The organism is Kitasatospora sp. NPDC001095 (assembly GCF_053598615.1).
Genome location: NZ_JBSFKQ010000008.1, coordinates 107,905 through 131,618, shown reverse-complemented (window position 1 = coordinate 131,618; position 23,714 = coordinate 107,905). Strand labels below are relative to the sequence as shown.

Annotated in this window: 21 protein-coding genes, 1 tRNA gene and 1 pseudogene; 9 read left to right on the top strand and 14 right to left on the bottom strand. The window is 72.6% G+C overall.

Going from position 1 to position 23,714, the window contains the following annotated elements:
* Positions 1 to 86: 86 nt before the first annotated feature.
* Both ACWDBB_RS10485 and ACWDBB_RS10480 read left to right on the top strand, forming a co-directional pair.
* A complete protein-coding gene (locus ACWDBB_RS10485) occupies positions 87 to 569 on the top strand; it encodes a hypothetical protein (RefSeq protein WP_449789189.1) in 483 nt (160 codons plus the stop codon).
* A 112-nt stretch (positions 570 to 681) separates the two neighbouring features.
* The gene (locus ACWDBB_RS10480; RefSeq protein WP_449789188.1) at positions 682 to 1,584 is read left to right on the top strand and encodes a helix-turn-helix domain-containing protein; all 903 of its coding nucleotides are present in this window, start codon (positions 682 to 684) and stop codon (positions 1,582 to 1,584) included.
* On the opposite strand, the gene ACWDBB_RS10475 is transcribed toward ACWDBB_RS10480, so the two are convergent.
* Both ACWDBB_RS10475 and ACWDBB_RS10470 read right to left on the bottom strand, forming a co-directional pair.
* Positions 1,581 to 2,039 (bottom strand): hypothetical protein, encoded by a 459-nt coding sequence (locus tag ACWDBB_RS10475; protein ID WP_449789187.1) that lies wholly within the window; start codon positions 2,037 to 2,039, stop codon positions 1,581 to 1,583. The genes ACWDBB_RS10480 and ACWDBB_RS10475 overlap by 4 nt on opposite strands.
* Before the next feature lie 208 nt (positions 2,040 to 2,247).
* Positions 2,248 to 3,255, bottom strand: a complete 1,008-nt coding sequence (locus ACWDBB_RS10470; protein ID WP_449789186.1) for an Lrp/AsnC family transcriptional regulator — start codon at positions 3,253 to 3,255, stop codon at positions 2,248 to 2,250.
* Between the two features lie 180 nt (positions 3,256 to 3,435).
* Between ACWDBB_RS10470 and ACWDBB_RS10465 the strand changes: the two genes are divergently transcribed.
* Positions 3,436 to 4,239 carry an inositol monophosphatase family protein gene (locus ACWDBB_RS10465; RefSeq protein ID WP_449789185.1) on the top strand — a complete coding sequence of 268 codons (804 nt, stop codon included), beginning with the start codon at positions 3,436 to 3,438 and terminating at the stop codon, positions 4,237 to 4,239.
* Positions 4,240 to 4,254: 15 nt separating this feature from the next.
* Here ACWDBB_RS10465 and ACWDBB_RS10460 read toward each other — a convergent pair whose 3' ends face one another.
* From ACWDBB_RS10460 to ACWDBB_RS10435, 6 genes are all read right to left on the bottom strand, one after another.
* On the bottom strand, positions 4,255 to 5,175 hold the full coding sequence (locus tag ACWDBB_RS10460) for an amidohydrolase family protein (RefSeq protein ID WP_449789266.1): 921 nt from the start codon (positions 5,173 to 5,175) through the stop codon (positions 4,255 to 4,257).
* A 71-nt stretch (positions 5,176 to 5,246) separates the two neighbouring features.
* On the bottom strand, positions 5,247 to 6,881 hold the full coding sequence (locus ACWDBB_RS10455; RefSeq protein ID WP_449789184.1) for an acyl-CoA dehydrogenase family protein: 1,635 nt from the start codon (positions 6,879 to 6,881) through the stop codon (positions 5,247 to 5,249).
* Positions 6,865 to 7,578: a TetR/AcrR family transcriptional regulator gene (locus tag ACWDBB_RS10450; protein WP_449789183.1), complete on the bottom strand. Its 714-nt coding sequence runs from the start codon at positions 7,576 to 7,578 to the stop codon at positions 6,865 to 6,867. Before ACWDBB_RS10450 ends, ACWDBB_RS10455 begins: the two co-directional genes overlap by 17 nt.
* Positions 7,579 to 7,740: 162 nt before the next feature.
* The gene (locus ACWDBB_RS10445; protein WP_449789182.1) at positions 7,741 to 9,291 is read right to left on the bottom strand and encodes a S28 family serine protease; all 1,551 of its coding nucleotides are present in this window, start codon (positions 9,289 to 9,291) and stop codon (positions 7,741 to 7,743) included.
* Between the two features lie 211 nt (positions 9,292 to 9,502).
* Positions 9,503 to 10,387, bottom strand: a complete 885-nt coding sequence (locus tag ACWDBB_RS10440) for a S1 family peptidase (RefSeq protein WP_449789181.1) — start codon at positions 10,385 to 10,387, stop codon at positions 9,503 to 9,505.
* A 232-nt stretch (positions 10,388 to 10,619) separates the two neighbouring features.
* Complete coding sequence (locus ACWDBB_RS10435; RefSeq protein WP_449789180.1) at positions 10,620 to 11,249, bottom strand: TetR family transcriptional regulator; 630 nt, start codon at positions 11,247 to 11,249, stop codon at positions 10,620 to 10,622.
* Between the two features lie 120 nt (positions 11,250 to 11,369).
* Here ACWDBB_RS10435 and ACWDBB_RS10430 point away from each other — a divergent pair, with 120 nt between their 5' ends.
* From ACWDBB_RS10430 to ACWDBB_RS10420, 3 genes are all read left to right on the top strand, one after another.
* Positions 11,370 to 11,525 carry a hypothetical protein gene (locus tag ACWDBB_RS10430; RefSeq protein WP_402412358.1) on the top strand — a complete coding sequence of 52 codons (156 nt, stop codon included), beginning with the start codon at positions 11,370 to 11,372 and terminating at the stop codon, positions 11,523 to 11,525.
* A gap of 61 nt (positions 11,526 to 11,586) precedes the next feature.
* Positions 11,587 to 11,910, top strand: coding sequence for a DUF4190 domain-containing protein (locus tag ACWDBB_RS10425; RefSeq protein ID WP_449789179.1), 324 nt, complete (start codon positions 11,587 to 11,589; stop codon positions 11,908 to 11,910).
* A 255-nt stretch (positions 11,911 to 12,165) separates the two neighbouring features.
* The gene (locus ACWDBB_RS10420) at positions 12,166 to 13,050 is read left to right on the top strand and encodes a metallophosphoesterase family protein (RefSeq protein ID WP_449789178.1); all 885 of its coding nucleotides are present in this window, start codon (positions 12,166 to 12,168) and stop codon (positions 13,048 to 13,050) included.
* A 279-nt stretch (positions 13,051 to 13,329) separates the two neighbouring features.
* On the opposite strand, the gene ACWDBB_RS10415 is transcribed toward ACWDBB_RS10420, so the two are convergent.
* The 4 genes from ACWDBB_RS10415 to ACWDBB_RS10400 form a co-directional block, all read right to left on the bottom strand.
* Positions 13,330 to 14,007, bottom strand: coding sequence for a response regulator (locus ACWDBB_RS10415; RefSeq protein ID WP_449789177.1), 678 nt, complete (start codon positions 14,005 to 14,007; stop codon positions 13,330 to 13,332).
* Entirely contained in the window at positions 14,004 to 15,284 is a 1,281-nt protein-coding gene (locus tag ACWDBB_RS10410; protein WP_449789176.1) for a sensor histidine kinase, read from the bottom strand. Before ACWDBB_RS10410 ends, ACWDBB_RS10415 begins: the two co-directional genes overlap by 4 nt.
* 124 nt (positions 15,285 to 15,408) lie before the next feature.
* Complete coding sequence (locus ACWDBB_RS10405) at positions 15,409 to 17,997, bottom strand: ATP-dependent Clp protease ATP-binding subunit (protein ID WP_449789265.1); 2,589 nt, start codon at positions 17,995 to 17,997, stop codon at positions 15,409 to 15,411.
* Positions 17,998 to 18,139: 142 nt separating this feature from the next.
* On the bottom strand, positions 18,140 to 18,844 hold the full coding sequence (locus ACWDBB_RS10400) for a VIT1/CCC1 transporter family protein (protein WP_449789175.1): 705 nt from the start codon (positions 18,842 to 18,844) through the stop codon (positions 18,140 to 18,142).
* 176 nt (positions 18,845 to 19,020) lie between these two features.
* On the opposite strand from ACWDBB_RS10400, the gene ACWDBB_RS10395 reads away from it, so the two are divergent.
* Complete coding sequence (locus tag ACWDBB_RS10395; RefSeq protein ID WP_449789174.1) at positions 19,021 to 20,709, top strand: HNH endonuclease; 1,689 nt, start codon at positions 19,021 to 19,023, stop codon at positions 20,707 to 20,709.
* 127 nt (positions 20,710 to 20,836) lie between these two features.
* On the opposite strand, the pseudogene ACWDBB_RS10390 reads toward ACWDBB_RS10395, so the two are convergent.
* Positions 20,837 to 21,555, bottom strand: a pseudogene (locus ACWDBB_RS10390) (transposase); the annotation flags it as partial.
* A 205-nt stretch (positions 21,556 to 21,760) separates the two neighbouring features.
* A tRNA-Val gene (locus ACWDBB_RS10385) sits at positions 21,761 to 21,832 on the bottom strand.
* A gap of 197 nt (positions 21,833 to 22,029) precedes the next feature.
* On the opposite strand from ACWDBB_RS10385, the gene ACWDBB_RS10380 reads away from it, so the two are divergent.
* Together ACWDBB_RS10380 and ACWDBB_RS10375 are read left to right on the top strand one after the other, a co-directional pair.
* Positions 22,030 to 23,400 (top strand): hypothetical protein, encoded by a 1,371-nt coding sequence (locus ACWDBB_RS10380; RefSeq protein ID WP_449789173.1) that lies wholly within the window; start codon positions 22,030 to 22,032, stop codon positions 23,398 to 23,400.
* Between the two features lie 74 nt (positions 23,401 to 23,474).
* Positions 23,475 to 23,708: an FmdB family zinc ribbon protein gene (locus tag ACWDBB_RS10375; RefSeq protein ID WP_449789172.1), complete on the top strand. Its 234-nt coding sequence runs from the start codon at positions 23,475 to 23,477 to the stop codon at positions 23,706 to 23,708.
* Positions 23,709 to 23,714 lie beyond the last annotated feature (6 nt).

Genomic DNA, 23,714 nt, shown 5'->3' with positions numbered 1-23,714 from the left:
TAAGCGGTGTTAGCGTGCCTGGCGTGGGCACGCCGGACGCGCGCCCGCCTACCAGCTGCCCACCGGATTCAAAAGGGTGCCCCGCCATGGCCAAGTTCCTGCTGAGCCTGCACGTCCTCGTGTCGGTCCTGTTCATAGGCCCGGTCGCGGTGGCCGTCAGCATGTTCCCCCGCCGGGCGAAGGCCGCGCTGGCCGGCGGACCGGACCGGGCCTCCGACGCCGGTGTGCTGCGCGTACTGCACCGGATCACCCAGCTCTACGCGCTGCTCGGGGTCGCGGTGCCGGTGCTCGGCATCGGCCTGGCCCAGGTGATGGACGTGCTCGGGCAGTCCTGGGTGATCGTCTCGATGGTGCTGACCGGCCTCGCCGCGCTCGCACTGCTGCTCTTCGTGCTGCCCGGCCAGCAGGCCGCCGTGGACGCGCTCGAACTGGACCCGTCGGACGAGCAGCACGGCAAGGCCGTCAGCGGCCTGAAGCTGCTGCCGATGACCGCCGGGGTGTTCAACCTGCTGTGGGCCGTGGTCGTGGTGATCATGGTCATCCGCCCGGGGTCGAGCACCGGCGTCTGAGCCGCCGCTCCCCTGCTCCCTGGCCCCCCGGCTTTCGGGCCGCTGGTCCCCGGCCCCTGATCGCCACCGCCCCCTCCCGCCGACCGGGGTCGTTCGAGTACCGTCCTGGGCCATGACGATCATGGCGGGCATGGGCAGCCCGACGGGAACCGGAGTCGGGCCGCTGCTGCGCGGCTGGCGGGAGCGACGACAGCTCAGCCAGCTGCAACTGGCGCTGCGGGCCGACTCCTCGGCCCGCCACCTCAGCTTCGTCGAGAACGGCCGCTCCCGGCCGAGCCGGGAGCTGGTGCTGCGGCTGGCCGAGCACCTGGACGTGCCGGTGCGCGAGCGCAACACCCTGCTGCTCGCGGCCGGCTACGCCCCGCACTACCCCGAGACGCCGCTGGACGACCCGTCGATGTCCGCGCTGCGCGGCGGGCTGGAACGGCTGCTGGCCGCCCACGACCCGTACCCGGCGGTGGTGGTCGACGGCTCCTTCCGGGTGCTGGCGGCCAACCGCGCGCTCGGACTGCTGCTGGACGGCATCGCCCCGCACCTGCTGGAGCCGCCGCTCAACGCGATCCGGATCACCCTCCACCCGGACGGGCTGGCACCGCGCATCCTCAACCTTCGGCAGTGGCGGCAGCACCTGCTGGAGCGGATGGAACGGCAGCTGGAACTGGTGCGGGCCGAGCCGCTGCGCCGGCTGTACGAGGAGGTCCGCGGCTACCCCGAGCCGGCCGGCGACCCCGCGGACGCCCCGGGCGCGGGCGGCGGGGCGGGCGGCGGCGCGGCTGCGGGCGGCGGGGCGGGCGGCGGCGCGGCTGCGGGCGCTCCGGGGGGAGCCGACGGGTTCCCGTTCGCGCTGCCGATGCGGGTCCGGCACGACGGGCAGGTGCTCTCCTTCCTCTCCACCATCGCCACCTTCAACACCCCGCTGGACGTCACCGTCTCCGAGCTGGCCATGGAGACCTTCCTACCGGCCGACGCGGAGACCGTGCGGTTCCTGCAAGCCGCGATCGGGCCGGACCGTTAGCCCTGGCCCCGGGTCTGACCCCGGGTCTGGCCTTGGGCCTGGCGCCGCAGGGCGGTGAACTGGAGGACGGCGAACAGGCCCACCGCCGCAGCCTGTGCGGGGATCCAGACGAACCCGGCGGTGGTCGGCTCCAGCCACAGCTCCATCGCGACCAGGCTGAGCACCACCCAGACGAGGTTGAGGTCGATCACGGCCCGCACTCCGAGCACCGGCGGCCGCCGACGGGCGGCCAGCGCGCCGACCGCGAGCGCGTAGCCGAGGAGGAGGAGCCCGAGGTCGACCAGGGTGGTGCGGCCGGCGCCGAGCAGTTCGCCGAGCGGGCCGGAGAAGGCCAGGTAGGCGAGGCCGTTGCCGCCGGTGACCAGGGCGTCCAGGGTGAGGGCGCCGCGCACCGTCCACGGCGAGAAGGCGGAACCGGGTCGGGCGGGCGTGAGGGTGTTCGCGTGGACGGACATGGCGGATCGCCTCCTGTCAGGGGGTGGGATCCCGGGGCCGTGGCGGCCGCACCGGATGCCACCACCCTGCCCCGTGGGGCGGCGGGCGTCGATTACCCCTCAGGTAACGGCGGACCGGGGGCAGGGCCCCGGGGCCGGGCCGGGGGCAGGGGCCGGGAGCCGGGCCGGGGGCAGGGGGCCCGTCCCCCCGCGGGTGACGACCGGCCCGCTACGGCCGCCGGGCCGGCTGCCGGAGCAGGACGCCGGCCCGCTTCACCGCGCGGGCGGTGATGGTGGTCTCGGCCCGGGCGGCACCGAGCGGGCCGAGGGTGTCGGTGAGAAAGCGGTACAGCTCGCCGTGGTCCGGACAGAACACCGTGGCCAGCAGGTTGGCCGGGCCGCTGGTGGCGAACACCCCGTGCACCTGCGGGTGCCGGGCCAGCGCCGTGCCGACCTCGGCGATCCGGCCGGGCGGCACGTCCAGCCAGAGGTTGGCGTCCACGGCCATGCCGAGCAGCCGCGGGTCCACGGTGGCGTGGGTGCGCAGCAGCCCGGCCTCGTCCAGCCGATGCAGTCGGCGGCGCACCGTGGACTCGGGCGCGCCGACGGCCCCGGCCAGCGCGGCGTGGGACTGCCGGGCGTCCTCGCCCAGCCGCTCCAGCAGCGCGCGGTCGAGACCGTCCAGCGGCGGGGGCGCGGCGGGGCGGGGAGCGGCCGGGCGGGAAGTGGTGGGCCTGGCGAGTGCGGCGGCCTCCTCGTCGGTGAGGTACCCGGCCCGCCACTGCCCGGCGTCGGCGAAGGCGTGCAGCACGGCGTGGGTGGTGGTCTCGGTGACGGCACCGGTCGCGGGCAACTGCCCGTACAGCAGCCGGTCGCGGGAGCCGGCGTCGGTGAGCATCACGGCGCCCACCTCGTGGCCGCCGAGCATCACGTCGACGAACGGGACGTCCGAGCGGTCGGCGAGGGCCTGGGCGATGGCGTCCACCCGCCCGCTCAGCACCCGGACCCGCAGCAGCAGCGCACCCACGGCGGCGTCCTCGACGTCCGGCAACCGGACCACCCGCAGCACCCCGGCCTGACGCATCCGGCCCAGCCGGCGGGTGACCGTCCGGGCGGAGACGTCCAGCACCCCGGCGATCCGGCCGGGCTCGGCCCTTCCGTCCACCTGGAGGGCGCACACCAGGCGGCGGTCCAGGGTGTCCAGCACGCTGTCCGGATCGGTGGTGGAGAGGTCCATGGTGTCCGATTTCCGTCACTCTCGGCAGTAGTTGCGTCCTGATCGGCAACCTGACGGTACTCCTTGTCCCGACCGACCGGCCGGAGCGGACGGAGTGGACGCAGCGGACGGAGCGGACGCCGGGCCGGAGCCCCGCCCCGGCGTGAGGAATCGAGCGTGAGGAATCGAGGAGGGGTCGCCGTGACGAAGGAACTGTGGACGCTGGCGGACGGTGTGGAGGCCGCAGTGCGCGAGGTCGGGGCGGGGCTGGCGGCACGCCGGTCCGCCGACCCGGTCACGGCGCGGACCGTCGAGGAGGCGGCGGCCGCCTTCGCCGAACTGGACGGCACGGCCGCAGCAGCGTTGCGGGAGCGGCTGACGGCGCTGCGCCCGCAGGCCGGCTGGGTGCCCGAGGAACTGGACGGCACGGTGCCCGCCGAGGGCGAGTGGTGGCTGTGCGACACGACCGACGGCGCGGTGCAGTACCTGCTCGGGCAGCCGCACTGGGCGGTGACCGCCACCCTGGTGCGGGACGGCACGGCGGTACTGGCCGTGGTGCACGCCCCGGAGCAGGACGGCCGCACCTACCGGGCGGTGCTCGGCGGCGGGGCCCGGCTGGACGAGCGGCCGATCGCGCCCCTGGAACGGGAGTTGGCCGTCACCGTCGCCGCCACCAGCCAGCCGCCGCGGGTGGCCGCCGACCCGGTGGCGCTGCGCCGGGCGGGCGAGTCGCTGTCCGCGATGGCGGGAGCGGTCCTGGCGGTGCGCAACCTCGGCCCGACCGCACTCCAGGTGGCCCAGGTCGGCTCGGGGCACCTGGCGCTGTTCTGGGAGTACGGCCTCGACGCGGGCAACCTGTTGCCCGGCGCCCTGATCGCGCGCGAGGCGGGCGCGGCGGTGACGGACGCCGCCGGGTCGGCCTGGACGGCCGGCTCCGACGGCTTCCTCGCCGCCGCGCCCGGGCTGCACACTCGGGCGCTGGAGGTGCTGCGGACGGTGCGGTGATCGGCGGTGCGGTGATCAGCCTTCGGGCTTGACGCCGAAGAGGGCAGCCGCGTTGTCGTGGCAGACCGCCCGCAGCCACTCCTCCCCCAGCCCCAGCCCGGCCAGCGCCTCCAGCTGGTGGACGTACCGGTAGGGGATGTTGGGGAAGTCGCTGCCGAGCAGGACGCGGTCCGCCAGCCCGCGCAGGCGCCGCAGTTCCTCGCGCGGGAACGGGTCGTCGGCCTCGGCGAAGTCGGTGAACGCGATGGTGGTGTCCAGCCGGACGGCCGGGTGGCGCTCGGCCAGGTCGAGGAAGCCGCGGTACTCGGGCATCCCGAGATGGGCGACCACCACGACCAGGCCCGGGTGCCGCTCCAGCACCGTGCCGATCGGGCCCGGGCCGGTGAACCTGCCCGGCACCGGCCCGGATCCGCAGTGGGTGACCACCGGGGTGCCGGTCTCGGCGAGCAGCCCCCAGACCTCGTCCAGCAGCGGGTCCGCCGGGTCGTAGCCGCCGACCTGGAGGTGCGCCTTGAACACCCGGGCGCCGTCCTCGATCGCCCGGGCCACGTAGTTGGTCGCCTCGGGCTCGGGGAAGAAGGTCGCGGTGTGCAGGCAGTCCGGGGTGCGGGCGGCGAAGTCGGCGGCCCAGGCGTTCAGCCAGCCGGCCATGCCGGGCTTGTGCGGGTACAGCATGGACGTGAACGCCCGGACTCCGAAGTCCCGCAGCCGTCGGACCCGTTGCTCCTCGGCCTCGCGGTAGGTGATCGGCCAGGGACGGTTCACCAGCGGACCGGCCGCGTCGAAGTACGCCCACACCTTGTCGAGAACGTTCTTCGGCATGAAGTGGGTGTGCACGTCGATCAGCCCGGGAAGGCCGAGCGTCTGCCAGAACTCCCTGACCCTCTCGGCCTCCTGGCCGTCCGTTTCCGGACCGTCCGCCTCGTGGCCGTTCACCGCTCGGTCGTTCACTGCTCGGTCGTTCACTGCTCGGTTGTTCGCCGTTCGGTCGTTCACTGTTCGGTCGTTCACGCGGGCACCGGCAGGGCGCGGTCGATGATCGTTCCGGTGTCGACCCCGGCCGGCAGGGTGCCGAAGGCCGCGCCGTGGTCGCCGCCCAGCCGGCTCGCGCAGAACGCGTCGGCCACCGCCGGGCTGCCGTAGCGGACCAGCAGCGAGCCCTGGAAGGCCAGTGCCATCGACTCGACCAGTCGGCGGGTGCGGTACTCCAGGTCGCCCAGGTCGGTCAGCTCCTTGCGCAGCGCGGCGACGGCCGCGTCCAGCCGGCGGTCCGCACCCGCGGCGGCGTCGAGTTCGCCGAGGAAGGCCTCCACGCTCTCGGGGCGCTTGGCCATGGCGCGCAGCGCGTCCAGGGCGGCGACATTGCCGGAGCCCTCCCAGATCGACACCAGCGGCGCCTCCCGGTAGAGCCGGGGCATCCCGGACTCCTCCACGTAGCCGTTGCCGCCCAGGCACTCCAGCGCCTCGGCGGAGTGCGCCGGACCGCGCTTGCACACCCAGTACTTGGCCACCGCCAGGCCCAGCCGCCGGACCAGCGCCTCGTTCCCGTCCCCGGCGAGGGTGCGGTCGGTCGCCTGGGCGAGCCGCATGGCGACGATCGTGGCCGCCTCGGACTCCACCACCAGGTCGGCGAGCACGTTGCGCATCAGCGGCTGGTCGACCAGCGCCTTGCCGAACGCCCGCCGGTGCAGGGCGTGGTGGACCGCCCGGGTGGCGCCGTAGCGCATGCCGGAGGCCGCACCGATGGTGCAGTCCAGGCGGGTCATGTTGACCATCTCGATGATGGTCGGGACGCCCCGCCCCTCCTCGCCCACCAGCCAGCCGACCGCGCCGTCGTACTCCAACTCGGCGGAAGCGTTGGACTTGTTGCCGAGCTTGTCCTTGAGGCGCATCAGCTGCAGGCGGTTGCGGCTGCCGTCCGGCAGGACGCGCGGCAGCGCGAAGCAGCTGAGGCCGCCCGGCGCCTGGGCCAGCGTCAGGAAGAGGTCGGACATCGGCGCCGAGGTGAACCACTTGTGGCCGGTGAGCCGGTAGGTACCGTCCGGCTGCGGAGCGGCGGTGGTGGTGTTGGTGCGGACGTCCGAGCCGCCCTGCTTCTCGGTCATCGACATACCCGCGATCAGCCCGCGCTTGGTGCGCGGCTCGCGCAGCCCGAAGTCGTACTCCCGCGCGGCCAGCAGCGGCTCCAGCTCAGCGGTCAGCTCGGGGTTGGCGCGCAGCGCCGGGACGGCGGCGTAGGTCATCGAGATCGGGCAGGTGTGGCCGGCCTCGACCTGGCCCCAGACGAAGAACCTGGCGGCACGGGCGGAGTGCGCGCCGGGACGCTCGTCGCGCCAGGGCGCGGCGTGCAGGCCGTACGAGACGGCGGTGCGCATCAGCTCGTGCCAGGCCGGGTGGAACTCGACCTCGTCGACGCGGTTTCCGAAGCGGTCGTGGGTGCGCAGCACCGGCGGGTTCTCGTTCGCCAGCCGGCCCCACTCGGCGGCCTGCTCGGAGCCGGCCAGCCGGCCCAGCTCGCGCAGCTCGGGCTCGGCCCAGCCGGCGTCGGCCCGCTGGAGGGCGGCGAGCAGGGTGGGGTCGGCGGCGGTGTCGTGTCCGTACGGCAGGGGCACCTGGTTGGTGACCTCATGCGTCGCTGTCATCGCGTCCTCCCAGGGCACGCAGGGTGAAGGAGACCAGGGCGGGGACCACCGTGGTGTTCTTGCTGTGTTCGGACTCGCCGTGTCCGGGCGCGCTGCGTCCGGGCTCGCTGGGTTCGGGCCTGCCGTTCCCGGACTCGCCGGGTCCGGGCCGGGCGGTTCCGACCGGTGCGGCGGCGAGCGGGCCGGCCAGCGCCTCGCCGACCGCGCCGACCAGGGCGGCCGCGGTCAGCACCGGCTCCTGCTCGGGCAGTTCGCCGCTCGCCACCGCGGCGGTGATCTCGGTGGCGATCACGTCCCGGAACGCCCGCCGGAACACCAGGCGCTCCTCGTCCACGACCGCGTCGGCCGGCTCGACCAGCAGCGCGTACGCCAGCCGGGGTGCGCGCAGGGCGCGGGCCGCGAAGGTCTCGACCACGGCGGCGATCCGCTGCCGCGGGGTGTCCCGGAGCGCGACGGCGGCGTTGACCGCGTCGATCTCGTGCGTGACCACCCGGCGGAACAACTGCACCGACAGCTCGGCCTTGCCGCTGAAGTGCTGGTAGAGGCTGCCGGTGGCGATCCCGGCGCGGTCCGCCACGGCGGCCATCGTGCAGCCGCCGTAGCCACGCTCGGCGAGCAGGCCGACCGCTGCCTGGAGCACCGCTTCGCGCTGGGCGTCCAGGCGGGCTTGTACGGCGGGCGTGCGTCGGTAGGCCATGGAAGCATTGAAGCACTGATTCATTGCTTCGGGGAGGGGTCGGTCCGCTGCTTCTTCGGCTGCGCCCGCCGTTCCCCGAACGACGCGAGGAGGCCGCCCCGGAACCCGGGGCGACCTCCTCGACTGCGTGCCTGGTGGTACCGCCTGCTGCGCGCGTCGGCGTTACAGCGGGCGGCGCTCCTGCTCCAGCCGCTGGCCCTCGACGTCCAGCGGACCGAAGTCCGCACCCGCCCCGGGCGACTTGGCGAGCGAGCGGGCGGCGTTCGGGTCGCTCAGGCCCGCCCACTCCAGCACCTTGGCGGTGGCCTCCGCCGACTGCGCGGCGGGCAGCTGCCCGATCTTGGAGCCGTGGTTGCCGCCGGGCACGGTGTAGACGTAGCTGTCCTCGCTGCCCCGGCCGAGGCGGAACGGCTTGGCGCCCCACGGGTCGTTGCCGCCGTAGACGTACATGATCCGCTCACCCTCGCGCTTCACCCAGCGGTCGATGTCGGGCATCGCGTTCGGGTTGAAGACGGTCGGGATCTCCTTCGGCACGTAGCTGCGGACCGAGTAGAGCTCCTTGTAGTCGTAGTGCAGCACGCCCTTGAGGTGCGAGACGTCGAAGAACGGCGCGCCCAGCTCGGTCGCGGCCTGGTAGTAGTACGCGGTGTACTTCGCCAGCGACTGGTCGCTGTTGCCGGTGACGCCGGACTGCGAGTCGAACCAGGCGTACAGCTCGTCGTCGGTCGCGGTGGCCGCCACCGGGACCTTGGCGCAGTCGGACTCCAGGCTGTACTGCCAGAACGCCCAGACCACGTCCAGCACGCCGGCCTCGTACGCGCGGTCCGGGGTGCCGAGGGTGCTGAAGGTGGAGCCGGCCGCCTTGTTGTCGGCGACGTAGCGGGCCTCCAGACGGTCGCGGCGCACCAGCAGCTCGCGCTGGGCGGCGTTCAGCCGGGCCCGGCACTCGGGCGTGCCGACGGTGCGGAAGAACTCGCTGTACGCCTCGTAGTCGTTGACGTTGGTGTTGTTCGGCGCGACGTAGGCGATCGTGCCGGCCACGTCGCCCGGGTAGAAGCGGCGGTAGTAGGTCGAGGACATGCCGCCCTTGCTGGCGCCGGTGGACAGCCACTCCTCCTGGTAGATCCGCTTGAGCGCGGTCACCAGCCGGTGCGAGTCCGCGGCGCCCTGGCGGATGCCGGCCTTGGACCAGTCCGCCGGGTCCGGGCGGGAGGGGGTGAAGAACCGGTACTCGATGGACACCTGGTTGCCGTCCACCAGCCGGGTCGGCTCGGTGCGGGACGGGTTGGTGCCCAGGGTGTAGCCGTTGGTGTAGAAGACGGTCGGGCGGTCGTAGCCGCGGTGCAGCAGACTGAAGCGCTGCTGGAAGGTGCCCAGCCAGGGGCGGTTGTGGTCGATCGGCTGGGTGTAGGTGGCGATGAAGTAGCGGTGACCGGTGGTGGTCGGCTTCTCCTCGGTGACGGTCACCCCGGGGATCGCCGCGAGGCGGTCCTTGATGTCGGCGGTCGGGTCGTCGGCGGGGCTCCGGCCGTGGCGGGAGCCGTTGCCCTGGTCGTTCTGGTCACCCTGGCCGCCCTGGTCGCCCTGGTCGCCCTGCGGGCCCTGGGTAGCGCTCCGGCCGTCGGCGGCGGATGCCGGGCTCGCCAGGCCGCCGACCGCGAGCAGCGGTATCAGCAGGGCGGAGGCCAGCAGTCTTCTCACGGTGGTGGTCATCAACTCTCCATATCTGCGGTGCAGGTGGTGCGATCGGTACGGCGGTCGGGGTGGCAGGCGGTACAGCGGTCGGTGCGGTCGGTGCGGTCGGTACAGCAGGCGCCACGACAGGCGGTACGGCGGCCGGCCGATGGACGGCCGAATGGGCCACCCGCCGTTCGCGGATGGCCCATCGGGAGGAAAGTGCTGGTCAGCGGGTTGCCCTGATGCTCTACGGGCGGGGCAGGGTGCAGCCCGGGAGGGTGAGGTCGAAGCGGTTGCCGGCGGCGAAGCAGGCCGGTATCCCGTAGGTCTCCTGGGCGTAGCCGATGCCCGGGCGGACCGTCACCGCGCCGTTCTGGTCAACCTCGCAGGGGTTGTCCAGGGTGCAGGTCTCGCCGTTCTCGTTGATCGTGTTGTTCACCGCGACCACCTGGTTGGTCGAGGCGTCGACCACCGGCGAGCCGGAGGTCCCTCCGATCACGTTGCAGGTGGAGGTGTAGCGGAGCGAGTCCTTGAAGGTCCAGTCGGCTTCCTTCAGCCGGTAGGCGAAGCCGTCGACCGAGCAGGAGTAGATCTTCTTCCAGTAGCCGGAGACGACCTTGATCGAGGTGCCCTGGACGGGGTGGGTGGCCGCGATCGTCAACGGGGCTATCCCGTACCGGGACTGGATCGAGGCGTAGGTGGTGTTCAGCTGGTAGATCGACACGTCGGTGTCGGTCATCGCGCCGTACACGATCTTGGTCGCGCGCAGCGTGGCGACACCGCTGCCGCTCGCGTTGAGCAGGGTGAAGCTGCGGCTGGAGGACTGGTTGAGGACCACCTGACCCGGGCCGGGCATGCCGGTCTCCAGGCAGTGCCCGTTGGAGAGCACGAGGGCCGGGTCGCTCGCGGCCGAGCCGGGCATCCGCACCAACGAGCCGGAGCAGTTGCTGAGTGCGACTGTCCCGGCGAAGTTGACGGCGGCGACGGGCTTGGCGACGGACTTGTCAGCGGACGTAACAGACGTGACAGACGTGGCGGCAGGGGCGGCGGCCTGAGCCGGAACGCCACCGACGAAGGCGGTGGCACCGGCGACCAGGAACGTGGCGACCATGCCTATGAGCGGCTTCTTCATGAGAGACCTCTCGCTGTGGGGGTCCACGGGTGGGGGTGCACCAAAGCTGTCGCGGACATGACCCACTGTCAAGAGTCAAAGCAACACCAAGAACCGCCCAAGCCGCAATGACCGGTTACCGCCGCCACCCGGCACGAGGCCCGGCCCGCCTCGACCCGCGACCCGCGACCCGCGACCCGCGACCCAGCCCACCCACCACACGACGCGTCCGTCAACTCCTCGACGGAAGAGCTCAGCCCGCCCGCCAGTGCTCCCGGCCGATGCTGATCAGGCGCAGCTGGAGACGTGCGGTGGCGGCGATCCGTTGCTCCCGCGCCGGGTCCGTCTCCAGCGCCTCCAGGAAGGCAGCGGCCGTGGAGACCATGTGGTCGACGTACAGCTCGGCGAGCATCCGCAGGTCCTGCTCGCTCCACCCGCGCGACTCCGACTGCAGCGCCAGGGCGGCCCCCACCTCGGCGGCGAAGCGGCCGAGTTCGGCGTCGATCGCCTCACGCACCTGCCGCACTCCGCCGTGCCGCTCGCGCGCCAGGAAGCGCACGTGCCCCCGGTGTTCGCGGACGTGCCGCTCGATCACGTCCACCGCACGGTCGATCAGCTCCTCGGACCCGCCGGACTCGGCGAGCACCGAGCGGATCATGACGTGCAGGCTGGCCAGCGACTCCTCGACCAGCGCCACCCCGAGGGCGGCGAGGTCCGGGAAGTGCCGGTAGAAGGCGGCCGGCGAGAGCCCGGCCTCCCGGGTGACCTCGCGGACGCCCAGGCTCGCCAGGTTCTGATCGGCCAACAGGTGCAGCCCGGCGTCCAGCAATGCCCGCCGACTCTGCTGCTTCTGGGCCTGCCTGGCCCCAACGGTGTGACTCACGCCATTCAGTAAACATTCGTTTGCTGAACTTGGCCAGCCGGGCGTACAGTGACGACGAAGTCAGTGAACAGTTGTCAACCGAAATCGGCGCAGTCCCAGCCGCAGCCGAAGGAGCCAGCCGTGATCCTGCTCTCCGCCCTCGTCGCCATGGGCATCCTGATCGGCACCGCCGCCCACACCTCGCTCCCGGTCTTCCTCGCCGCCTCCGCCGCCATCACCGCCTGGCTGCTCGCCTTCGGCGCACGCGAGGGCATCGCCCGCCTCCGGCACCGCTGACCCGGCCGCACCGCCGACCCGGCCGCGCCGCGGCCACTGCCCAGAGAGGACCCGCACCACCATGAGCATCGTCACCGACCGCCAGGCGATCGCCCCTCGGAGCACCAGCCGCTCGGAGCTCCGCAGCCAGGCGACCACCCGTCAGAGCACAGCCGAGGCCGACGGCCTCGCCATCGCCTCCTTCCTCCTCGGCCTGCCCGGTCTACTGCTGTTCAACATCGTCCTCGGGCCGATCGCCATCACCCTGGCCACCCTGGCCCTGCTCCGCGGCACCCGCCGACGCGGCCGCGCCCTCCTCGGCCTGACCCTCGGCATCACCTCGCTGGTGATCCTCGCCGTCACCGTTATCACCTCCCACGGGGTGATCATCGACATCGGCTCCTGAACCCGATCCAACTCCCCTTCCACTCCTGGCTCCTGACTCCGTCTCCCGCTCCGTTCCGCACGTCCCTCCCGCACGTCCCTCCCGCACCTCCCGATCCGTCTCCGCGCCACCGTCCGCCCCTGAGGCACCGGGCGAACCTCGACCCCCGGGCCGACGGTTCGAACGACTGATCCCGTCAACCTGCCCCGATCCCCCGGCCCGCCACATAGAGTGGGCCCATCGGCCGCACCGGCCGGACGACCTCAGGGGGCAGGAGTGACCACGGAGAACCGCAGCGACGCACAGGCGACGCGGCCCACCCCGACGGGGGGACGGCTGCTCGCCGTGAGCGATCTGCACATCTCCTACCAGGAGAACCGCGACCTGGTGGAGAAGCTCCAACCCTCCCACCCCGACGACTGGCTGCTCGTCGCCGGTGACGTCGCCGAGCTCACCACCAGCATCGAGTGGGCCCTCGGCCTGCTCGCCGAACGCTTCGCCCGCGTGGTGTGGGTCCCGGGCAACCACGAGCTGTGGACCCACCCGGAGGACCCGGTCCAGCTGCGCGGGGTGGCCCGCTACGAACACCTGGTGGAGCTGTGCCGCCGGCTCGGCGTGGTGACTCCCGAGGACCCGTACCCGCTCTGGGAGGGCCCCGGCGGACCGGTCCGCATCGTCCCGCTCTTCCTCCTCTACGACTACACCTTCCGTGCTCCCGGCACGACCACCAAGGAGGCCTCCCTGGCGGCCGCCTACGAGAGCGGCATCGTGTGCGCGGACGAGCGGATGCTCTACCCGGACCCGTTCCCGGACCGCGACTCCTGGTGCCGCGAGCGCGTCCGGCTGACCGAGAAGCGGCTGGCGGCCTGTGACCCGGACGTCCCGCTCGTCTTCGTCAACCACTACCCGCTGGTCCGGCAGCCCACCGAGATCCTCTGGTACCCCGAGTTCGCCCAGTGGTGCGGGACCGAGCTGACCGCAGACTGGCACACCCGGTTCAACACCGCGGCAATGATCTACGGCCACCTCCACATCCCGCGCCGGACCACCTACGACGGCGTCCCGTTCACGGAGGTCTCGCTCGGCTACCCGCGCGAGTGGCGCAAGCGCGGCCTGCCGGACCCGCTGCTGCGGGAGGTCTTCCCGCAGGCCGCGGGCTGAGCCGCCCCGCCACCGCCTTCGTTCCGCCGCCGATCCACGGGCCGGGGCCGTACCAGTCGGCCAGCTGGGTGTACATGGTGGTTCAACTCCTCGGTGGTGGGCCTCCAGGACCTCGGGTGGTTCCCGAGGTGCCTAGAGCGTCCCTCCGAGAGGTCTCATCACGCGTCCCACCAGCGGCGGCAGTTGGGATACTCCCCGGAGAGTAGGCACCGTCCGCGACACGCCGGGCCGGAATTAGGCCCGCTCACGGACCGCGACCCGCTCACGGACCGTGCCCGCTCAGCCCAGCCACCCCGGCCGCACCAGCCCCGACTCGTAGGCCAGCACCACCAGTTGCGCCCGGTCCCGCGCGCCGACCTTCAGCATCGCCCGGCTGACGTGCGTCTTCGCCGTCAGCGGGCTGACCACCAGCCGCCGGGCGATCTCCTCGTTGGACAGCCCCATGCCGACCAGCGCCAGCACCTCGCGCTCCCGCTCGGTCAGCATCGAGATGTCCGGCAGCCCCTGCGGCCCGGCCTCGGGTGCCTTCGACCGGGCGGCGAACTCGCCGATCAGCCGCCTGGTGACCCCCGGCGAGAGCAGCGCGTCCCCCGCGACGGCGACCCGGATCGCCCGCAGCAGGTCGGCCGGCTCGGTGTCCTTGACCAGGAAGCCCGCCGCCCCGGAGCGCAGCGACTCGAAGACGTACTCGTCCAGTTCGAAGGTGGTCAGCACGACCACCCGTACGGAGGACAGCGCAGGGTCGTCGGCGATCCTCCTGGTCGCCTCCAGCCCGTCCATTCGCGGCATCCGGATGTCCATCAGCACGACGTCCGGCACGAGTTCGCGGGCGAGCCACAGCGCGGCCTCCCCGTCGTCCGCCTCGCCGACCACCGTGACGTCGTCCTGGAGGTCCAGCAGGGCCCGGAAGCCCGCCCTGACCAGCAGTTGATCATCCGCCAGCAGTACCCGAATCAATCGCTCTCCGCCTTCGGTGTCGGCAGCTCGGCCCGGACCCGGAAGCCGCCGTCGGGCAGCGGCCCCGCGCTGATGGTGCCACCGAACGCCGCCGCGCGTTCCCGCATCCCGACCAGCCCGCTGCCGGATCCGCCCGCGTCACCGAGCACCGCCGGCCCCGGGTCCTCCACCCGGACCACCAGCACGGCCTGGTCCGTCCAGTCCAGCACCACGACCGCCTGCCGGGCCGCCGAGTGCCGGACCACGTTGGTGAGCGCCTCCTGGACGATCCGGAAGGCGGTGAGGTCGACGGTGGCGGGGAGAGCGCGCCGCTCCCCACGCTCCTGCACCTCCGCCTCCAGGCCCACCCGGTCCGCCTGCTCGGTGAGTTCGTCCAACCGGTCCAGCCCCGGGGCCGGCCCGCGTGGCGCCGCCCCGGGCCCGCGCAGCGTGGCGAGCACCTGGCGGACCTCGCCGAGCGCCTCCTTGCTGGCCGACTTGATGGTCACCAGCGCGCTGCGGGCCTCCTCCGGCCGCCGGTCGAGCAACGCGAGCGCCACCCCGGCCTGGATGTTGATCAGCGACAGGCTGTGCGCCAGGATGTCGTGCAACTCCCGGGCCATCTTGAGCCGTTCGTCGTCGGCCCGGCGCTCCTCCAGCTGCTGTCGGTAGGCCCGGTGGGCGGCGATCCGCTCGCGCCGGAACCGGACCAGCTCGCCGCCCGCCATCACCAGCAGCAGCCAGGCCAGCAGCCCGAGTTCCTGCGGCCAGACGCTGCCGGACGGCGGGGCGGCACGCTGCCAGCTCTCCGGCAGGGCGAAGGATCCGAGCAGGTGCACCAGGTAGACGCCGCCGGCGCCGGCCCAGGCCGCCCGGCGGTGCCCGGAGCCGATCGCCACGCAGCAGGCGATCAGCCAGCTCACGAAGACCGGCCCGTACGGGTACCCGGCGGCCAGGTACCCGGCGGTGACCACCGAAGTGCCGGCCACCACCGCGACCGGCCGGCGGTGGCGCAGCACCAGCAGGGCCGGCCCGATCAGCAGCAGCAGGTAGCCGAAGGCGTCCAGCGGGGCCCGCCCGCGCTGTTCGTGCGCGGCGAAGGTCGAGCCGACCACCTGGAGCACCGCGACCGCCGCCGCGACCCCGAGCGGGTACCCCGCCCCGGCCGCACGCGCCCACGGCGGGCGCCACGGGTCGGGCGGCCGCTCCGGTGGCTTCCCGGGCGGCTGCCCCGGTGGCTGTTCCGCCGGCCGCTGTGCCTGGGGCGGCTCGGTCGGCGGGGGCGTGGGCGGCATCATGCCCACAAGCTAGACCCGCGCCCCGTCCCCGCGCGTCCTCCACCAGTGGCGTTCAGGCGTACTCCCGCTGGAGTACGCCCATGGGGAGTCCGCCCTTGGGAAGGACGCCCTCGGCCGGTCGTCCTCAGCCCTCCGCGGCGGCCGCGCCGGCCCCCGCCTCCGCCTCCGCCCCCGCCCCCGCCCCCGCCCCCGCCTCCGCGAAGGTCGCCGACGCCTCCGGCCGCGCCAGGGTGACCACCAGCTCCCCGTCGCCCACGTCCGCGATCAGGGTGTCCCCCTCCCGCACCGAACCGTCCAGCAGCAGGTTGGAGATCCGGTTGTCCAGCTCCGACTGGATCGTCCGGCGCAGCGGCCGGGCCCCGAACTCCGGTTGGTGACCCCGGTTGACCAGGTACTCCTTGGCCGCCTCGGTGACCTCCAGGCGGACGTCCTGGGCCCGCAGCCGCCGCCGGCTGCGCTCCAGCAGCAGGTCCACCACCGACAGCAGGTCCTTCCGGGTGAGCGCGTGGAAGACGATCACCTCGTCGATCCGGTTGAGGAACTCGGGACGGAACTGCTGCCGCAGGTCGCGCATCAGGTCGTCCCTGAGTGTCTGATCAGGAGCTCCGCTCCGGGCGTCCACGCTTCCGACACGGTCGAGGATCCGCTGCGAACCGATGTTGCTGGTCATGATCACCACAGTGTTGCGGAAGTCGACCGTACGCCCCTGGGAGTCGGTCAGCCGTCCGTCGTCCAACACCTGGAGCAGCAGGTTGAAGACGTCCGGGTGCGCCTTCTCCACCTCGTCGAAGAGCAGCACGCTGTACGGCTTGCGGCGCACCGCCTCGGTCAGCTGCCCGGCCTCCTCGTAGCCGACGTACCCGGGCGGGGAGCCGACCAGCCGGGAGACGGTGTGCTTCTCCTGGAACTCGCTCATGTCGAAGCGGATCATCCGGTCCGGGTCGCCGAACAGCAGCGCCGCCAGCGCCTTCGCCAGCTCGGTCTTGCCGACGCCGGTCGGGCCGAGGAAGAGGAAGGAGCCGGTCGGCCGCTCCGGGTCGCCCATCCCGGCCCGGCCGCGGCGTACCGCCTGGGCGACGGCGGTGACCGCCTCCTCCTGGCCGATCACCTTCTCGTGCAGGTGCTCCTCCAGCTTGAGCAGCCGCTCCTTCTCCGTCGCGTTCAGCTCCGCGACCGGGATGCCGGTCCGGGAGGACAGCACCTGCGCGATGTCGTCGGCCGTCACGTCGACGACCCCCTCGTGGGACTCGGCGATCGCCGCCAGCTCGTCCTCGGTCTGCCGCAGCTCCGTCTTCAGGTTGGCGGCCCGGACGAACTCCTCGTCCGCGACGGCCTCCTCCAACTCCCGCTTCAGCTTGGTGATCCGGTCCTGCACCCCGGTCGCCTCGGTGGACCCGCTCAGACTGCGCAGCCGGACCCGCGCACCGGCCTGGTCCAGCAGGTCGATCGCCTTGTCGGGCAGGAAGCGGTCACTGACGTACCGGTCGGAGAGCGTCGCGGCGGCATCCAACGCCTCGTCGGTGAACCGCACCTGGTGGTGCGCCTCGTACGCGTCGCGCAGCCCCTGGAGGATCTCGATCGTCTCCTCGACGCTCGGCTCGGGCACCAGCACCGGCTGGAAGCGGCGCTCCAGTGCGGCGTCCTTCTCCACGTGCTTGCGGTACTCGTCCAGCGTGGTCGCGCCGACCACGCTCAACTCGCCGCGCGCGAGCGCCGGTTTGAGGATGTTGCCGGCGTCCATCGAGCCCTCGCCGCCGCTGCCCGCGCCGACCACGGTGTGCAGCTCGTCCAGGAACAGAATGACGCTCTTCTCGGCCGCGGTGACCTCGTCGATCACGTTCTTCAGCCGTTCCTCGAACTCGCCCCGGTACTTGGAGCCGGCCACCAACGAGGTCAGGTCGAGGGTGACCACCCGCTTCTCCCGCAGGCTCCGGGGCACGTCCCCGGAGACGATCCGCTGGGCCAGGCCCTCGACGATCGCGGTCTTGCCGACACCCGGCTCGCCGATCAGCACCGGATTGTTCTTGGTCCGCCGGGAGAGGATCTCGACGGTCTGCTCGATCTCCTCGGCCCGCCCCACCACCGGGTCCAGCCGGCCCGAGCGCGCCTCCTCGGTGAGGTCGCGCCCGTACTCGTCCAGCGTCGGCGTCTCGCTCGGGTGGGCTCCCGTGCTGCTGCGCTCACCGCCGGTGCCGTGCCCCTCCAGCACCGACTTCAGCGCCTCCTGCGAGGGCGCGGCGTTGCGCAGCGCCACGCCGGCGCCCGAGCGCTCCTGGTCGAGCAGCGCGCCGAGGATGTGCTCGGGACCGATGTACGAGGCGCCGACCTCCTGCGAGCGGGCGTGCGCGGCGAGCAGCGCGCGCTTGGCCGAGGGGGTGAGCGCCGGCCGGCCGCCCACCACATCGGGACTTCCGGACGGCAGGGCGTGCTCCAGGTCGCCGGAGAGCCGGTCCGGGTCGATGCCGGCCCGCTCCAGCATCCGGCGCGAGGGCTCCACCCGGGTGGCCGCCCAGGCCAGGTGCGCGGTGTCGAGGTCGCTGGATCCGTCCTCGGCGGCCCGCCGCGCGGCCAGCGTCAGCAGTTCCTGCGAGGACTCGCTGAGCAGCCGCCCGATCGGCACCCGCTGCACGGCGGGCGGAGAGGCCAGCGGGCTCATCCCGAAGAACCGGCTGAGCAGGTCGGAGAACGGATCGTTCGATCCGAACGGGGGCATGGTCACGGCGATTCACCTCTCCCAAGCGGTTTGCAGCCACACAAACACAGGCCGCACCCGCTCGCCTGTCGAGCCGCCCGGCGCCGTCACCCCGCGTGCCCGGGCCACGCCCGCGCCCGGTCGGCAGGCCGGGGGAGCACGGTCACCCGGCGACCTGCTCCAGCAGCACACCGCCGCTGTACGTCACCGCCATCGCCAACAACCCGCCCATGACGTTGCGCAGGACCGCCCGACCCGGGCCGGCACCCCCCAGCCGGGCGCTCGCCCAGCCCGACAGGGTCAGCGCCACCACCACCGCCGCCACCGTCACCTGCAGCCGCCACGACTCCGGCGGCAGCAGCACCGCCAGCAGCGGCACCAGCGCGCCCAGCGTGAACGCCGCCGCACTGGCCAGCGCCGCCTCCCAGGGGTTGGTCAACACGTCCGGGTCGATGCCGAGTTCGGTCTGCGCGTGGGCGGCCAGCGCATCCCGCTCGGTCAGCGCCATCGCCACCTCCCGGGCCAGCCCGTCCGCCAGCCCGCTCCCCCGGTAGTAGTCGGTCAGCTCGTCGAGCTCCCCCTCCGGATCCTCCGCGAGCTCCCGCCGCTCCTGCGCCAACGCGGCCCGCTCGGTGTCCCGTTGGGTGCTGACCGACACGTACTCGCCGGCCGCCATCGACATCGCCCCCGCCAACAGCCCGGCCACCCCGGCCGCGAGCAGCGCCGTCCGCGAACCCGCCGCCCCCGCCACACCGGTCACCAGACCGGCCGTCGACACCACGCCGTCATTGGCCCCCAGCACGGCCGCCCGCAGCCAGTTCAGGCGCGAGGACAGCTCCGCCCGCGACTCCCCGACCTGCTCAGCCATCCGCCCACCACTCTCATGGGTCCGCCCGGTCCCCCCGATCCTCACCCCCCACCCCGTCCCCCGCCACCCACGACCACACCGCCGCCGGACCGCTCCGGCAAGCGGCGAAGACGCTGCTCATCACCAGCACGGGCCCGTGGCCCCGCCATGTCGGAGGCGTGCTCTACCGTTCCTCCATGGAGATCGGTGGCATCACGCGCTCAGGCATCCTGCAAGCAATCGCAGAACACGACCGACTCGGGGAACAAGTCTTCCGTGACACTTACGGGTACCGAGCGGTCTCGGCCCACCTCCTCCTTCACGAGGGCCGCCACTACGACTCCAAGGCCATCGCGGGAGTGGCACATCTCTTTGACTGCGGAGAGGCGCTCAAACAAGGACAGTTCAGCGGTGGTCCGAAGCAAGCCCTGAAGTGGCTGGAACGCGAAGGGTTCGCGACGACAAAACCGCCCCGAACGTTCAGCCGGCGTGTCGGGAGCCTCCGTCCGGCCATGCGCAAGACCGGACCGGCCCCGCACCGCCCGCTCCTGGTCCTGTGGGCCATCGGTCAGGCGATCGCGGGCGCCCCCCGTGAACGATCGTGGACGGAGACACGCGCTGCACTCGCCCCGCTCCTGGAGAAGTACGGCAATGTTCGAGATGGTTCGAAAGCCGCCCACTATCCGTTCACCGCGCTCGTCGGTGACGACCTCTGGGAGATCGAACCCAGCGAGCCCAGCGATTCGGCCACCGAGACCAGGTCCCGGCGCCCCACCCTCGACTCGCTGAACCGGATCAACCCCAAGGCAGGGTTCCCGGAACCGGACTACCAACTGCTCCAGGCGCAGCCGGAGATAGCTGCGGAAGCCGCAGCAGGACTCATCTTGCGGTTCTTCTACCCGCTGCCCGCTAATCTCCTGGAGGACCTCGGCCTTCGAGACATCCTCACCAGCCGGTGGGCGGATTCCCTCCGGCCGCTCATCGGGGAGAAGTTCGAGAAGCGCGAAGCCATCTGGCACTCCTACGGCGGGGAACGGATGGCTGGCATCGGCAGTCTCGGCGATGGCATCCTCAGCACGTTCTCCACGGACAAGGGCCCTTATGACGATGGCCGACTTGCAGACTCGGACTGGATCGCCTATGTCGGAGACGGTCTGAAGGGCGACCAGAGACTCATCGATGGAAACAAGGCGCTGGCCGAGCATCAGACCGCTCAGCGACCGCTTCGCTACTGGCACAAGCCCGTTGAAGGGGAATTCACCTTCGAAACCTGGGTAGTGGTCGTCCAGCGTCGGCTCCGGTGGGGCCAGGGGACGGACAAGGAGTGGCGTCGGGAGTTCGTCTGGATCCTTGCTCCGGTGCCCTCTCCGCTGCGCGAAACGTGGCCGCATGACGTCGAGGAAGCGCTGGCGAGCGACACGGGGGAACTCTACGACGAGACGACGGAGTACCAGCCCGGAGACATCGATTCAACTGCGCGTCACTCCTCCGAGAGCGACTCGGAGGCCTACTGCCGCCTGAACGATGCCGCGGAGTCCCACAGCACCCGACGGAAGGACGCCAAGCGCCCGACCAAGGTCGATCGTCATGTGCGAAACCCGAGCGCCCGCGCCGCTGTGGTCCGCAGAAGCAAGGGTCTCTGTGAAAACCCCACCTGTGCCGGCCACCCAACGGAGCTGACCATTGCCGGCCAACCGATCCTGCAGGTCGACCACATCCACGACCTGAGCAAGGGCGGCCCGGACATACCGTCGAACATGATCGCCCTGTGTCCCAATTGCCACGCGCTCAAGACTTACGGGCAACACCAAGAGAAACTGCGTCGGGAACTCAAGAAGACAGCCCTGCTCCTCCATAGCGCTGCGCTCAAGAACGAGTCCACCTGACGACAGTTGACCAGCCCCACGAAGGCCAAAGGGTCAGCGCGTGAGGACCTTTCGGTTCTATCGGGACTTTATGTACGGCACCCATTTGGCAGGTGTTGATCTTGTTGTGAGGTATGGGCCGGTTGGCTCACAGCCGTCCGGCCGACAGGCGGCCATCGAAGGCGATGTCGAACGCGTTGAGGGCGCCGAGCCATCGGTTGCTCCAGCCTTGCCGGCCGCGTCCGGTGGGGTCGAGGGCAAGGGTGGCGAGGTAGAGCCGCTTGAGGGCGGCCGGCTCGTCGGGGAAGTGGCCGCAGGCACTGACGGCCTGGCGGTAGCGGGAGTTGAGGCTCTCGATGGCATTGGTCGTGCAGATGATCTTCCGGATCTCGGTGTCGAAGGCAAGGAAGGGGACCATCTCGGGCCAGGCCCTCTCCCAGAGTTTCACCACCGCCGGGTAGCTCGCCTCCCAGGCGACGGCAAACTCGGCGAGCCGCTCCCGGGCCGCCCGAGGTCCACAGGCCCAGGATGTCGCCGTAGCCGTTGGCGGTGACGCCCAGCACCACGTAGACGGGCCGGTTGGCGACCTGGCCCGTCGCGGACCTTCATGTTCACCGCGTCCACGAACAGCACCGGGTAGACAGGATCCAGCGGGCGGGTCCGCCAGTCCGCCATCCCCTCCAGGGCCCGGTCGGTGATCGTCTAGCCGTTGCAATTGTTGCCGCCCTTGCGGGACGTAGGGTCCGGCTCGGCGGAGCCCGCCAGGTGCTCGTCCACCTCCGCCTCCAGGGCCTCCTGGAGCAGGTGCCGGGTCAGCTGCCGCAGCAGCCCGCCCTCACCTAGGAGCTGCATCCCGCCGGCCTTGGCCTACTCGACCGCCAGCACGGCGACCGACGCCACCACGTCCGACCCTCGTGTCTCTCCTGGAACCCATGTCCAAGGCATCAGCCGTTTCCGGCCCCGCCGAAACCGACCGACGGGGACCAGCAGGTGCGACGGATCGGCAGGACACCGGGAACGATCAAGGGCCGGTCCGGGAGGTGTACACCTCCCGGGCCGGCCCTCGTGTCGGTGGGCGCGGACGGTTTCGAACCGCCGACATCTGCTTTGTAAGAGCAGCGCTCTACCACTGAGCTACGCGCCCCCCGTCGTGGCCCGACGGGCGCACGACGAGTGCCTAGGGTACCTGGTCCCGGGGGGTGGTGGGGGACGGGTGTCTGGTGGGGCAGCGGGTGAGGGGGCGGGGCGCGGTGGGGTGCACGGGGTGGGAGGGGGTGACGGGCCGGTGGGGGGATCGGGGAGAATGGGGCCGGATCAGCGGTTCGGAGCAGGGAGCGCGCAGTGACGGTGGCCGGCGGGAGCGGGCGGGGGCGGCGTCGGGCGGGGAGTGCGCTGGCCGACGCACTGGTGTTGCCGGTGGTGCTGGCGGGTGCGCTGGGGGCGGTCGGGCTGGCCTCGGCCGGGAGCACCGGCTGGTGGGGCCGGCGCGGCGGCGGTGAGGGCGGACGGGCGCAGGCCCGGGAGGCCCGGGCGGCTGCCCAGGAGGCGTTCTACGAGCTGGAGGAGACCCAGCGCGAGGTGCAGCTCGCGGTGGAGACGGTCCGCGCGGCCGAGGAGGGCCGGACGGCGCAGCACGCGCTGGCCGATCTGGCGGCGATCTCCGGCCGGGTCGAGCAGGTCACCGTGAACTACCTCGCCGCGCTCGACGCCCACAACCTGGACAGCGAGACCCTGGACGCGGGCACGGCCGCGCAGGCCAAGCGCCTCCTGGAGGACGTGAAGGGCCAGCTCGGCTCGGCCCGGGCGGAGCTGAACGACTTCCTGCGCCGCCTGCAGCCGACCATCCAGCACGCCGAGCAGCAGCTGATGCGGGTCACCCCGGCGGTCGAGCAGGCCAAGCGCGCGCTGCTCGCGGCCACCACCGCGCTGGACGAGGCGCGCGGCGCCGGCCTGCGGGCGGACGACCTGGCGGCCCGGCTGGCCGAGCTGGCGCCCGAGCTCGGCCGGCTGAACGAGGGCCCGGCCCGGCACGGGGTCGCGGACACCCTTCGGCGCGCGGACGACGTGAAGCAGCGCGCCGAGGCGATCGCCGCCGACGCCGGGCAGCTGCCGGAGCGGGCGCGGGAGATCGACCGGCGGGTGGCGAGCCTGCGCACCCGGATCCAGGCACTGGAGACCAAGGCCGAGACGGTCGAGCCCGCCCTGAGCGAGCTGCGCCGCCGGTTCAGCACCGCCTGCTGGCAGGACCTCCAGCGGGTCTCGGAGCAGGTCGCGGAGACCGGGCGCGCCGCCGAGCGCAAGCTCGCCGAGGCCGCCCGGGCCCGGGACGAGCAGCGCTGGGCGGACGCCACTGCCGCGATCGGGACGGTCCGCGCGCTGCTGGAGACCGCCGACGGCTCGGTGTCCGCGGTGAACGACCGGCTGCGGCAGCTGAACGAGGTGCAGCACGACCCCAACCGGGAGATCGAGCGCGCCCGCTTCGCGATCCGGGACGCCCAGCGGCTGGCGATGGCCGGGCGCAGCGCGCCGGACCCGCGGCACGCCGCCCCGCTGGACGAGGCGGTGGCCCGGCTGGACCGCGCGGTGGCCGCGCTGGAGGCGGCCGGCCGGCACCCCGACTACTGGCACTTCCTGACCGAGCTCGCGGCGGTGCGGGACACGGCGGCCCGGGTGATCGAACTGATCCGCGGGGACCTCGGCGGCCACCGGTGACACGCGGCCGGGCGTCTGTCACCAACCACCTCGACCGGGCGACCGGCGGGCGCCCCGCTGGGTACGCTGCCGGTATGCCTCGCTACGACTTCCGCTGCCGCTCCTGCGGCGCCACCTTCGAGCTCCGCCGTCCGATGGCCCAGGCCAACGACCCCGCCGTCTGCCCCCAGGGCCACGAGGACACCGTGAAGCTGCTGTCCACCGTCGCCGTCACCGGCGCGGCCGGTTCCCAGCCGGCCCCCGCCGCCGGGGGCGGGGGCGGGGGCGGGGGCGGCGGGGGTTGCTGCGGCGGCGGCTGCTGCGGCTGACCCGGA